General features: G+C 36.1%; 13 protein-coding genes. 4 read left to right on the plus strand and 9 right to left on the minus strand.

What is annotated here, in order from left to right; translation table 11 throughout:
• Positions 1-162: 162 nt before the first annotated feature.
• The gene (locus C0430_RS09065) at positions 163-936 is read left to right on the plus strand and encodes a membrane metalloprotease (protein WP_290868493.1); all 774 of its coding nucleotides are present in this window, start codon (positions 163-165) and stop codon (positions 934-936) included.
• Positions 937-990: 54 nt separating this feature from the next.
• On the opposite strand, the gene C0430_RS09070 is transcribed toward C0430_RS09065, so the two are convergent.
• From C0430_RS09070 to C0430_RS09080, 3 genes are all read right to left on the minus strand, one after another.
• A complete protein-coding gene (locus C0430_RS09070) occupies positions 991-1,269 on the minus strand; it encodes a hypothetical protein (protein WP_290868496.1) in 279 nt (92 codons plus the stop codon).
• 81 nt (positions 1,270-1,350) lie between these two features.
• Positions 1,351-2,829, minus strand: coding sequence for a pyridoxal-dependent decarboxylase (locus C0430_RS09075; protein ID WP_290868499.1), 1,479 nt, complete (start codon positions 2,827-2,829; stop codon positions 1,351-1,353).
• Between the two features lie 338 nt (positions 2,830-3,167).
• On the minus strand, positions 3,168-3,374 hold the full coding sequence (locus tag C0430_RS09080; RefSeq protein WP_290868502.1) for a hypothetical protein: 207 nt from the start codon (positions 3,372-3,374) through the stop codon (positions 3,168-3,170).
• A gap of 253 nt (positions 3,375-3,627) precedes the next feature.
• On the opposite strand from C0430_RS09080, the gene C0430_RS09085 reads away from it, so the two are divergent.
• Positions 3,628-5,112, plus strand: coding sequence for an aminotransferase class V-fold PLP-dependent enzyme (locus C0430_RS09085; protein WP_290868505.1), 1,485 nt, complete (start codon positions 3,628-3,630; stop codon positions 5,110-5,112).
• A gap of 51 nt (positions 5,113-5,163) precedes the next feature.
• Here C0430_RS09085 and C0430_RS09090 read toward each other — a convergent pair whose 3' ends face one another.
• A complete protein-coding gene (locus C0430_RS09090) occupies positions 5,164-6,033 on the minus strand; it encodes a lysophospholipid acyltransferase family protein (protein WP_290868508.1) in 870 nt (289 codons plus the stop codon).
• Positions 6,034-6,160: 127 nt separating this feature from the next.
• On the opposite strand from C0430_RS09090, the gene C0430_RS09095 reads away from it, so the two are divergent.
• Positions 6,161-6,802: a rhomboid family intramembrane serine protease gene (locus C0430_RS09095; protein WP_290868511.1), complete on the plus strand. Its 642-nt coding sequence runs from the start codon at positions 6,161-6,163 to the stop codon at positions 6,800-6,802.
• 51 nt (positions 6,803-6,853) lie between these two features.
• Positions 6,854-7,540, plus strand: a complete 687-nt coding sequence (locus C0430_RS09100) for an SIMPL domain-containing protein (protein ID WP_290868514.1) — start codon at positions 6,854-6,856, stop codon at positions 7,538-7,540.
• 167 nt (positions 7,541-7,707) lie between these two features.
• Here the strand turns inward: C0430_RS09100 and C0430_RS09105 are convergent, their stop codons facing one another.
• The 5 genes from C0430_RS09105 to C0430_RS09120 form a co-directional block, all read right to left on the minus strand.
• Positions 7,708-8,817, minus strand: coding sequence for a Fic family protein (locus tag C0430_RS09105; RefSeq protein WP_290868518.1), 1,110 nt, complete (start codon positions 8,815-8,817; stop codon positions 7,708-7,710).
• 172 nt (positions 8,818-8,989) lie between these two features.
• Positions 8,990-9,214 (minus strand): Kiwa anti-phage protein KwaB-like domain-containing protein, encoded by a 225-nt coding sequence (locus C0430_RS13405; RefSeq protein WP_366559329.1) that lies wholly within the window; start codon positions 9,212-9,214, stop codon positions 8,990-8,992.
• Positions 9,215-9,655: 441 nt separating this feature from the next.
• Positions 9,656-9,793 (minus strand): hypothetical protein, encoded by a 138-nt coding sequence (locus C0430_RS09110; RefSeq protein ID WP_290868521.1) that lies wholly within the window; start codon positions 9,791-9,793, stop codon positions 9,656-9,658.
• A gap of 258 nt (positions 9,794-10,051) precedes the next feature.
• Positions 10,052-10,267, minus strand: coding sequence for a hypothetical protein (locus C0430_RS09115; RefSeq protein WP_290868523.1), 216 nt, complete (start codon positions 10,265-10,267; stop codon positions 10,052-10,054).
• Between the two features lie 950 nt (positions 10,268-11,217).
• Positions 11,218-11,733 (minus strand): hypothetical protein, encoded by a 516-nt coding sequence (locus tag C0430_RS09120; protein WP_290868526.1) that lies wholly within the window; start codon positions 11,731-11,733, stop codon positions 11,218-11,220.
• Positions 11,734-12,089: the final 356 nt, after the last annotated feature.

The following is a 12,089-nucleotide window of genomic DNA, read 5'->3' on the forward strand; positions in this document are numbered from 1 at the left end:
AATGACCCTTTCAAAACATGGATTTTTGAAAGGGTTTTTTTGTTTTATGGTTTTGGCTTTTATTTTAAAGATCGACTTAAAAATTCAAAAAGTGGAATCGCCAGTATACTAATACCCATTTTTTTGAGTTATTTCTATCATGCAAATCATAAAAATCCTATTTTGAAAAAAATTATTGCCCTTTTATCTATAGGTTTTGTCCTATTCGTTTCCTGTTCGAAAGAGGATGATTTATCAGCAAATACTTATGTTGTAAATCCCAATACCAACAAACAGACGACAGGAAGTTCTTCCAACGATTTGTTGTCGGACAAAAAGTTTACGAGCATCGTTATTGAACTGGTTTATGTCAATGGATTTGAACCATCAGCAACAGCCGTTAATAATATGGTCTCTTTTCTACAGGCGAGAACTTACAAGCCTAATGGGATAACAGTCCAAAAAAGAGCGATTCCATCTCCGGGAAAAGCAACTTTCACCATTGACGAAATCGTAACGATAGAAAATGCCAACAGAACAAAATTTAATACCTCCAATCAAATAGCGGTTTGGGTATTTTTTGCCGATGGAAAATCAGTGACAGACACCAGCACTTCAGTTGTTATGGGGTCGGCTTATTGGAATACGTCTTTGGTAATTTATCAGAAAACGGTTCAGGATTTGAGCGATAGTCCATTGGAACCCAATAGAAGTTTATTGGAGACAACAACTATCAACCATGAAATGGGACACATATTGGGATTGACTAATTTGGGAGCCGCTTTGCAAAGTGCGCATGAAGATACCGCTCATCCCAAACATTGCAATGTGTCCAGTTGTTTGATGTATTGGGCAGCCGAGACAGGACATGGAATTTCAAACATGGTTTCAGGTGGAACAGCAGTTCAGCTGGATGCGCAATGTCTGGCGGATTTGAAAGCGAATGGAGGTAAATAAAAATCTTTGAATTAAGCCAAAAACCTCAATCTTGTCAAATTTATTGGTGGTTTGTTATTTCTTTTTGACTATTTTTCCATCAACGAAGTTTTCTTCATATTCTACTTCATCATTTCTATCATAACGGATAAAATGCCCGTGTTTTATGCTATTTTTGAAATTTCCCACTTGCCATAACTGTCCGGTTTCGCGATAAAAGATCCATTTGCCTTCCATTAAATTATTTTCAAAAATTCCTTTTGCTTTTACTTTTCCGTTTTTGTAGAAATACGTCAAATGATTGCCTTTTTGTTCAGAAACAAGTTGGCCGTTTTTGTAGGTGTTGTTTTCCATTAAAGGTTTTTTCTAGGTTGATTGGAATGTTTTATTAACGGTTGGCCGCTTGGCCGCACAAAAGTTATTTAAAAAGAGTTGTCATTTTCTTTGAAGCATTTCGTGAATTTTTCGTCCTTCGCGAACTATTATGTCAACAATCTCCATAATGTCTTTTCTTGAAGTTCGGAAATTTACGATGCAGCATCTTAAACAATATTTGTCGGCAACAACGGCATTTGACAAAAATACTTCACCTCCTTGTTGCAGCTCATTCAACAATTTTTCATTCAAGGTGTCCAAATAAGTTTCGTCTTGCGTGAAGTCCATAGGGACATATCTCAAAGTGGCAATGCTCAGATTTTGTGTTACTGCTTCAAGTTCCGAATGTTTTTTGGCTTCTTCGAACAACAATTCGGATAGAGCGATGTCTTCCGCAATCATTTCTATGTAGCCATTCTTTCCCACTTGTTGCAAAGCCATCCAAACTTTCAATGCCCTGAATCCTCTTGAATTTTGAAAACCATATTCGTAATAATTCACTGTGGGTTCGTCATCCTGATTGCTAAAGTTGTAATAAACGGGATGAGAACTATAGGTATCAATGAGGTGTTGCGGGTTTTTTATTAAGGTGCAACCTGCTTCAAGGGGTGCGTAAAGCCATTTGTGAGGGTCTAGAGCGATGGAGTCAGCGTCCTGAATTCCGTCAAATAATTTTTTGTATTCTGGAATCACCGCGGCAGGAATTCCATAAGCACCGTCAATATGAAACCATAAATCTTGCGCTTTGCAAATAGCGGCTATTGCCGAAAGATTGTCTACTACGCCTGTGCTGACATCTCCTGCATTTCCAATTACAAGAAAAGGTGTTTTCCCCTGCTGTAAATCGTCGTTAATGGTTCGTGATAGAATTTCCGTATTCATTTTGTTTTCTGCATCGGTGGGTATCCATCTAATGGCTTTTGAACCGTGTCCGAATAATACTGCTGCTTTCTCAATCCAGGTGTGGGTTGCTTTTGAACAATACAAAACCATCTCAGCTTTCGTATTCGTCAAACCGTTTTCTTTTATGCTCTTTGGGGCTTTGGCAGTTCTTGCAGCCAAGAAAGCGGTAAAATTGGCCATATTGCCGCCACTTACCAATATCCCGCCACAGCCGGGAGAAATTCCAATAAATTCGGCCAGCCATTTCACGGTCTGCTTTTCGATTGCGGTCGCCATTGGACTTAAAATATTCGCGCCCACATTGGGGTTGACGACTGAAGCCAACAAATCAGCCAATGCTCCAATTGGTGCCGGTGACGAAGTGATGTATCCAAAAAATTTGGGGTGTCCGTTGAGCAAGGAATGGTTGAGCAATAAATTAGAAGTCCTGGTAAATAATTCTGAAACGGAAGTGCCGTGTTCAGGCAAGGAAGCATTGCCTAAAACGGTTTGTATTTCCTTTGGTGTTTCTCCCGTGGTAACCGGTTTTTCATCAATAGTGTCAATGAAATCAGATAGGGTTTCGATTAATTGATAGCCTATTTTTTTGAACTCTTCTTTGGAAATAGTAATGGGTGTTTCTCTATTGTCTTTCATATCAATATGTATTGTTATTTAGTTTGACAAAATCAATTTCCTGCAGGTATGTTATAACTTTGCACTGTTGACAAGAGTATGACGTATAAAGTTTTGAAGCTTGGGGAGGTTTGGGACTAAATTAAGCCTTATTTTCGGATTTGCCAAATCATCCCAAATACAAAATTAACTTCCCATTAAGCCTAATGCCCACCCGAGGCTGCAAGCCGAACGGACGAAGTAAACCCGTTGTAGCTGTTAACAGTAGTACTGTTACATATTCAGTCCAAAATATATTCTGCTAACTATTGTCACGAGCAATCCTGAGTAGAAATAATTTTTGGATTTTAATTTTTCTGTTAAAGCTCTGTATTTAAAAATTCCGAAAGCAATGGCAATAAAAATAGGGTTACAAACGCAACATTTTCAGTCAACATAACTTTGTTAGAACTTGCTTCAGCGCCTGAACCATGATAAAGAAAGAAAAATAAAATAAGTCCGAAAAATCCATCAACCACAGAAAGCGATTCAATAATAACTAACAGAAAAAATAATCTTAAGTTCATAAAACTGTATTGGATTTCTGGGAATTACCGCTAATTGTTATATAGGTATGAATCTATCAGACTTATCTACCCTTATTTGGGTGGATTTGTACGACAAACGCCATTCTTGTAATTTCTTTCAAATATGTGTCTAATTTACTACAAATAATGAAGAGGTTTTAATTTATATCGGCCATAAACAAAAACGGACTCACTATTTTCAGTTTATAAAATAAATAAAAATAGGTATATTTGAAATCAAATTCAAAACAGAATGACCACCACGACAATGCCAACCCAATTAGAACAATACTTCCAACAGTTTCGCAAGAATATCATAGGAATCAACCAAGAATTTGTATCGCCTTGCGGCAAACAAAAAATCATTTACACGGATTGGACGGCGAGTGGTCGATTGTATCGTCCAATTGAGGAAAAAATGATGAACGAGTTTGGCCCTTTTGTGGCCAATACCCATACCGAAACCACGGTTTCGGGAACGGTAATGACGATGGCGTATCACAAAGCCAGAAATTACATCAAACAGCACGTAAATGCGAGTGAAGACGATGTCCTGATTACTGATGGAACAGGAATGACAGGCGTTGTCAATAAATTTCAGCGTATTCTAGGTTTGAAAATCCCCGAAAACCTAAAAGATTTCATCAACATTCCCGCCGAGAAAAAACCGGTTGTTTTTATTTCGCACATGGAACACCATTCCAACCAAACTTCTTGGCTTGAAACCATTGCCGATGTGGAGGTGATTCCCTCCTGCGAGGAAGGATTGTTCAGTTTGGATAATTTGGTTAAATTATTGGAAAAATATAAAGAAAGGAGTTTTAAAATTGCGTCCATCACCTCGTGTTCCAACGTTACCGGAATCAAGACACCTTATCACGAAGTGGCAAAATTGATGCACGAAAACAACGGACTTTGCTTTGTGGATTTTGCTTGTTCGGGTCCTTATGTGCAAATAAACATGCATCCTGAAGACCCAGAAAGTTTCTTGGATGCCATTTTCTTCTCGCCACACAAGTTTCTTGGCGGTCCGGGAACTTCGGGCGTGTTGGTTTTTAATAAAAAATTATACCAGAATTTAATTCCCGATAATCCCGGTGGCGGAACGGTTTCTTGGACAAATCCTTGGGGCGAACACAAATACATCGACAACATCGAAGACCGGGAAGACGGTGGAACTCCGGGTTTCCTGCAAGTCATAAAAACGGCTTTGGCAATCCAGCTAAAGGAGGAAATGGGGATAGAAAACATCCTGAAACGAGAACACGAACTCGTGGATTATATTTTTTCAAACTTGGGAAATATTCCAAATATCAAGATTTTGGCTGCGCAACACCAAGACAGGCTGGGAGTGATTTCGTTTTATGTTGACGATTTGCATTTTAATTTGGGCGTGAAATTATTGAATGACAAATTCGGAATCCAGACTCGCGGCGGTTGCAGTTGCGCCGGAACTTACGGTCATTTTTTATTGCATGTGGACCAGGAAACTTCGCATCAACTTATTGACGAAATTACCTTGGGGGATTTAATCCGAAAACCGGGTTGGATAAGAATGTCAATTCATCCCACGACCACGAATCAAGAGATTGAGTTCGTTTGCGAAAGCATAAAAGCATTGGCGGAAAACCATAAAGATTGGTCGAAAGACTACAATTACGATAAAAATTCCAACGAATTTATTCATAAAAACGCATTGCCTTTCGAGAAAGAATTGGTGGAAAAATGGTTTAAATAGTTTTCAGTATGCAGTTGTGATATCCTGAAAACTGCGACTGAACACTAAAAACTACCTCTTGTGTTTCCAACGTTTATGGGTCCACAAATAATATTCTGGAGCTTCAAGAATTTGTTGTTCCACTAATTTCAGGAATTGGTCCGTGATTTCGTAGTTGGGCACTTCTTTGGCATTATCCGAAAGCACTTCAAAACTGGCTTGATAATAACCCCGTTTTACTTTTTGTACTTTCAGAAAAATAACATTCATATCGTATTTTTTGGACAACATTTCGGCACCAGTATGCACGGGAACTTCAACTCCCATAAATTTTTGCCAATGATATGCTGATGAAATCCTGGGCGATTGATCGCTTGCAAATCCATAAATGGACAATTCTTTGTTTCGGTTATTGTTGATTATAACCGGAATAGTTTCTTTGGTGGTGATAAGATTGGCCTTGAATCGGGATCGAATATTTCGAACGAGTTTGTCAAAATAAGGATTGGCTATTTTTTTATAAATGGCAAAAGCACTAAAATTTACATAAGCATTCATCGAAATAACCCATTCATAACTTGCATAATGGGCGAGCATCATGGAGATGCTTTTTTCCTGTGCTTCCAGATTTTTGTATACTTCCATATTGGTAAACACAAAACGTTTACTGATTTCTTTATTGGAAATCGTCATTGTTTTGATCATTTCGAGGAACATGTCGCACAAATGGCGAAATGATTTTTTTTCGATGGCCAATCTTTCTTCGGTAGATAAATGGGGCAATGCCAAAGCCAAGTTTTCTCGAACGGTTTTTTTTCGATAACCAATTAAATAATAAACGATTAGATAGGTGAAATCAGAAAACAAGTACAACAATCGGAAAGGCAACATCGAAATGCACCATAAAAACGGGTAAGCTATGAGGTAAACGATAAAACGCATTGGGTAAAATATTTCAACAAATATAATCCAAAAAATCCTTTTGGTTGATAGTTTGTGGTTCGTATGCTGTTTTTATGACCATTATATTAATTAGATTTACACTTTAAAAAAAACTACGCCAGAATTTATGAGCACTATTTTAATTGCAATTATTGCCGTCACCATTTTATTCAGTCTAAAAGGTTTAAATGATGTGGCCTTTTTCAGGAAATTTGAATTTCACATAGGAAGTATTCGAGCAGGAGACCACATCCGAATGGTCACATCGGGTTTTTTGCACGCAGATATGGGACATTTATTTTTCAATATGTTTACCCTTTACATGTTTGCGCCCGTGGTAATTAATTATTTTGGGAGCGCTTCCTTTTTCATGATTTATGTGGCAAGTCTCGTATTTGGTAGCTTGTTGACTTTGTTGATGCACAAAAATGATTACAGTTATCGTGCCATTGGGGCATCAGGAGCCGTAATGGGAGTTTTGTATGCGGCAATTTTGATAGATCCAAGCATGAATTTGTATTTGTTTTTTGTTCCCATTCCCATTCCGGCGTATCTTTTTGGCATTGGGTATTTGTTGTATTCTATTTATGGAATGAAGGCCAAGAATGACAACATAGGCCACACGGCTCATTTTGGAGGCGCAGTTGGCGGTTATTTGATTACATTGCTCAAAGAACCCACAATGCTGGTAGACAACACCGCTATGGTAGTGCTCTTGGCGATTCCCATCATCATTCTTTTTGTGATGTCAAAAATGGGAAAGTTATAATTGGCACAGGTTTTGCCTACAAATAAAAAAACTAACTTAATTTTTTACAACATGAAAAAAGCATTACTGGTTGCAGCGGTCTTATTTATGACGATTTCCTATGCACAAGAACAAAAACAAATTCCATCGATTAATGTTTCCGGGGAAGGAAAAGTAAAAGTGGCTCCCGATCAAGCCTCAATTTCAATTTCCATTGAAACCAAAGGAACCAGGGCTGACGATGTAAAGCGGGAGAATGACAAGAAAATGGATGCCGTATTAAAATTTGTCAAGAAGTCGAATATTGCAAAAGAAGATTACCAAACGCAGCGCGTTTCCTTGAATCCCAATTATGATTACGAGAAAAAGAAACACAATTATGTTGCCACCCAGACGGTTCAAATCTTGTTGAGGGATTTGTCCAGATATGACGTTTTGATGGAAGGTTTGGTCGACGAAGGGATTAACCGAATAGACAATGTCGAGTTCAAATCTTCGAAAATGAAGGAATTGCAATCCGATACACGAAAATTAGCAGTAAAAGACGCAAAAGCAAAAGCCGAAGATTTTGTCTCGGTTCTGGGGCAAAAAGTGGGCAAAGCCATTTTGATTTCCGATAATACACAAACTTATGTTCCGCAACCTAGAATGTATGCCATGAAAGCGGCTTTTGACGCTGAATCAGCTCCTAGAGAAACATTGGCCATTGGAGAAATAGAAATTACGGCAAATGTAAGCGTAAATTTCGTTTTGGAATAAAAAAACGGAAACGGTGTTAAAATAAAAAAGTCCTGAAAATTTCAGGACTTTTTTTTTGTGGCAACAAAGTTTCCAACCAGCTGAAATAAAAAATCCAATAGGTTTTTAATCTTGAGATAAAGTCTGTCTTAAAATTTTTATATGTTTTATGGGATCGAGGTGATTTATCATTTCTTTTCTTGTTTTACTCTCAATACTTCTAACAACTTAAAATTTAGATACAATTTTTCTTTTCCCACTTGTTCGCTTTTCAAGAAACCGTTATTTTCCAATTCCTTTAAATAATTACCTACCGTTTTTAGATTGCCTAATCCTGCATTTTCTAATTGGTTTCTTTTTGTATAGGGTAATCGGAATAGCTCTTCCATAAGGTCTTTTGAATATATTTTTGGTAACTTTTGTTGTATTTCGGTTCCCATTTTATTCATCAGTTTTTCAATCTCGGCTATTTGGCTTCTTCCTTTTAGGGCAGTTTGTTCTACCATATCCAGCATATACATAATCCAATCTTCCCAATTTCCTTCTTCTGTTACTTTTCTAAGAGTGGTGTAGTATTTGTCTTTGTGTTGAATGATATAATTACTTAAATATAGTGCTGGTAAATCAAGTAAGCCCGTCATTTTGAGGTATAATAATAGAATAATTCTTCCTGTACGACCATTTCCATCAAAGAATGGGTGGATTGCTTCAAACTGGTAATGAATAATTGCCATTTTTACTAAGGGGTCAATATCATCTTCTGCATGAATAAAATCTTCTAGGTTTTTTAGCTTTTCTCTAATTACATTTTCTCCTTCTGGTGGTGTATAGACTGCAGCATTTGTTGCTGGGTTTTTTAATTGTGTTCCAGGTGCATTTCTAATACTGGATTGATTTTCTTTTATGATTTGCATTATTGCAATAAATAGATTTGTCGCTAGGATAGGTCGGTTTTCTATTTGTTCTACACCGAACCACAAGGCATCTTTGTAATGCATTACTTCTTTTGTAGCAGGATTATCATTTTTTTTCTCCGCAATTGATGCTTTGAACAGTTCATCTTGTGTTGTGATAATATTTTCAATGGCAGAACTAGCTTGCGCTTCCTGTAAATTGATTGTGTCTATAAATAATATTGGATTGGGTAAATTTGTAATTGCTCCTTTTAGCTCTGATAAAGCTCTACTGGCTGCAATAGTTTTTTTGAGTATTATAGTATTTTCTATTTCCGCTTGTGGAGGTAATAGCGGCAAATCATTGTACGGAATTTCCGGATTATGTTTTATTTTCTTACTCATTTTATAATTTTTAAACGAAGGCATTTATTACCTCTAATTAATGTTCAAGTGTAAATATAGTTAAAATTTACTCTCGTTTGTTTTTTGAGGGTAAATTTCGCCCTTGTTTAATTTTAAATTGCAAAAGGAATAGTTACATCTTGAAAATTAATTGGTATATTTTATCATTACTTTATTCGTCTATTGTTTCTAGAATTTCAATACCATCTTTAGCAAGGCTATCATAAAATAATTTTGTCAATTCAGAAGTTAAAAAATCATCATTCAATAGTTTTACAAATAAGTCTTTAGCTGTTTTCGTGTGTAAATTAATCAAACTTCCATCAGTATTATATTTGATTTTACCTTTTAGAGCAGGATGATTTTTAGTAAAATCAATAATTTGACTGTTAGGAATATTTTTTTACTAATTTGGCAATAATATCAAGTTGTTAGTTTATTAATTTTTGAAAATATTCTTAATTATATCAAAAAGTGATTTTTTTATTTTTTGCAGCTATTTTAAGGTTATCTTCTGTCATTTTAACTTCCTCTTTTTCGGATGCTGTGCGAAGTCTCCCGACTTCGTACCCATTCCTATGTGCAGTTCCAACTTTGTCAAACCTGCTCTCGTTGGGTACTCATTGGAACAGGTGCGAAGTCAGGAGACATTCGCACAGCCCGCACGACAAATTTATTCCTAAAAAGAACTCTTCGAAGAGCTGGTGAGACTTCGCACAGCGTATCCGACTTTGCAAGGATGTTTTCGCTTTAAGGAACACTTCGGAGAGCGGGGTTGTCCTGAAGTCGAAAAAATTTCAGAGATTTGAGTTACTTCGCTTTCTATGAAATCTCTCGTTTAATCTTTTGGTTTATGTATGTGTGGTTTTAAATCTGGATGTTTGGGTTGGTTTGGGGGAGTAACTCGTCTTCTCTCATCGGGTGTTCCATCCGGTTTGTTTGGTTTTGGTCCTGGTTTGATCGCTTTAATTTCCATTGTATTATGTGTTTTTGTTGCTGTTTTTATGGAATGATTGTACTTTTATTTACTTTATTTAGAGGTAGTTTATTCCCTCTGTTCGAAGTTGCTTGTTTGTAAAACAGTTTTTTTTGTGGATTTTTCACTAATTATCTGGTTATTAATTTCCAAAGTTTATTAATGAAATTAAGTCCTATTTTTTTCATGTTCAATTTTTTATTTATGTTGCAATAATCAATTAATCTGAATTATCTAACTAACCTAGATTTTTCCTTTTTAATTCAACGAATTCATTAGTACCCATTTTTCAATTTCTATGGTTTCGTAAATGTCATCACTGATGCCTTGTAAAGCTAGTACTGGTCTATCCAATTCTGGATGAATTTCTTTGTATCGTATTGATTGAGAAACTAAATTGTCTAATTTCTTTTTTACTTTAGCCAATTCGTGGCGAACTTCGCCTAATGTATTCAGTATTTCTTCTCTATCCATTCTATTTATTATATTGCTGTTATTAGTCATTTATTTTTTGGTTCTATAAAGTGATGTATTCCGATTCTAGTTTTACTGTAGCATTTATTTTTATAATCTTGTTGCAAGTTCGAAATAGTTTTTTGAAGTATTTTACGGTTTTTTGGACTTTTTTTTACGGTTTTTTTGATGGGACATCTAAAAAAAAATGCTTTGTAGTACAGATTGAGGTAATCTGGGTAATTTCTGTTTCATAGTAAATAATGCAAATGTTGTACTTGTTTTACTTATAGCAATAGAGAGAATAAAAACCAAAAACCACTCCGTAATGAAGTGGTTTCTATATATTAACCGCGTTGCAAACGCTACGATTTGTCTTCTAATTTAAGTAGGTACTCGTCGCAGACGAGCACCAGAGTTGTGGATAAACGAGCGCCAGTGGGGGGGAATTTTATTACATATCCGAGCCATCTGGGTTTACTAAAATATATTTCTGAGGATGAGTAATCCCATAACAAAAAACCGAGCAATTGCTCGGTTTTTTGTTATCTTGACTTACTTTGCCTACTCAACTTTGTGGGCACGGTTTGCAAAACCGCGCTATCCTTCAAGACATTATTTTGTCATTTCCGAGCCATCGGGTTTGTAGTTTAATTTGCTTGCTCTCGATTGTGGGCACAGATTGCAAATCTGTGCTATCCGTTACTAAGAATATTTATTCATATCCGCGCGGTCGGGTGCTATCCGTTACTAAGAATATTTATTCATATCCGCGCGGTCGGGGTTGTATTTTGTTGACATAGCATAGTTTAAAAAACAATACTACAACTTTTTGTGGTTGTAGTTTAATTTGTTTGCTCTCGATTGTGGGCACAGATTGCAAATCTGCGCTATCCGTTACTAAGAATATTTATTCATATCCGCGCGGTCGGGAGTTTTTTCAAATTCACTGTAACAACCACAATATCAATCTATTTACATAAGGGATATACAATTTTATAGTAAGATTTTTTGTTTTTATTTTCAGGATATGCAAATGAACCATACGAATTATGCTTTTGATAAAAATAATTACTATTAATCAGTCCTAGAAGAAAAGACACAGAACTGCTGCTTAATTCATAAACCTCTAAACCCTGAACCTCTAATTGTGATTTTACAAATTCACATCCTCCATTATCGGGATAAGCATATTTCTGGTAATCTTTTTGAGGTAAATCTCTATACAAATCATTTCCTAGAAGAAACACATCTGGGCGACTGAAAAAATCAATTTTATTGTTATACTCTTTTAATATAGACTTCGACACAATGAATTGACCGCCAAACTTTAAAGAATGAATCCTGACTGGATCCTTTATCTTTATTGTATCAACTAAATAAAAGTAGCTGTAATTACTTTCTCCTTTATAGTTAATATCATAAGTACTTCTTGAACAAGAAATTATTAAAAAGAAGATAATAATGTAAATAATGATTGATTTCATAGCTATTGTACCTTTCCCTTTCTCAATTCATCCTGAGTTGATGATGTGTTATTTGTAACAGTGCCCTTACCTGCATTTGTAGTATTACCATTTTCATTCGTCTCAGAATTAGTCTTTCCTCTTAACGGATATTTAACCATATCTGAAACATCACTTTTATTTGCTGAACTGGATCGCTTGGAATCAGAAGACGCAGCAGTCATCAGCCCTTTATCCCCCGCTACCGCACGAATCCTTTCGTGTGGTTAGTGCAAATTCCAGTGATATTGACCACCCAATTCCAATTTAAAGTGACCACCTGATTCCAATTCAAAATGACCACCTAATTCCGGAGCAAAATGACCACCTCCATTTTT

It is taken from the genome of Flavobacterium sp. (genome assembly GCF_013823965.1).
In the GTDB taxonomy this organism is placed as follows: domain Bacteria; phylum Bacteroidota; class Bacteroidia; order Flavobacteriales; family Flavobacteriaceae; genus Flavobacterium.

What these genes read in the sequence shown, in the direction of transcription:
- C0430_RS09070 (WP_290868496.1), bottom strand. Translation starts at nt 1,269, where the DNA reads ATGGAAAACAACACCTACAAAAACGGCCAACTTGTTTCTGAACAAAAA.
- C0430_RS09075 (WP_290868499.1), bottom strand. Translation starts at nt 2,829, where the DNA reads ATGAAAGACAATAGAGAAACACCCATTACTATTTCCAAAGAAGAGTTC.
- C0430_RS09080 (WP_290868502.1), bottom strand. Translation starts at nt 3,374, where the DNA reads ATGAACTTAAGATTATTTTTTCTGTTAGTTATTATTGAATCGCTTTCT.
- C0430_RS09085 (WP_290868505.1), top strand. Translation starts at nt 3,628, where the DNA reads ATGACCACCACGACAATGCCAACCCAATTAGAACAATACTTCCAACAG.
- C0430_RS09090 (WP_290868508.1), bottom strand. Translation starts at nt 6,033, where the DNA reads ATGCGTTTTATCGTTTACCTCATAGCTTACCCGTTTTTATGGTGCATT.
- C0430_RS09095 (WP_290868511.1), top strand. Translation starts at nt 6,161, where the DNA reads ATGAGCACTATTTTAATTGCAATTATTGCCGTCACCATTTTATTCAGT.
- C0430_RS09100 (WP_290868514.1), top strand. Translation starts at nt 6,854, where the DNA reads ATGAAAAAAGCATTACTGGTTGCAGCGGTCTTATTTATGACGATTTCC.
- C0430_RS09105 (WP_290868518.1), bottom strand. Translation starts at nt 8,817, where the DNA reads ATGAGTAAGAAAATAAAACATAATCCGGAAATTCCGTACAATGATTTG.
- C0430_RS09110 (WP_290868521.1), bottom strand. Translation starts at nt 9,793, where the DNA reads ATGGAAATTAAAGCGATCAAACCAGGACCAAAACCAAACAAACCGGAT.
- C0430_RS09115 (WP_290868523.1), bottom strand. Translation starts at nt 10,267, where the DNA reads ATGGATAGAGAAGAAATACTGAATACATTAGGCGAAGTTCGCCACGAA.
- C0430_RS09120 (WP_290868526.1), bottom strand. Translation starts at nt 11,733, where the DNA reads ATGAAATCAATCATTATTTACATTATTATCTTCTTTTTAATAATTTCT.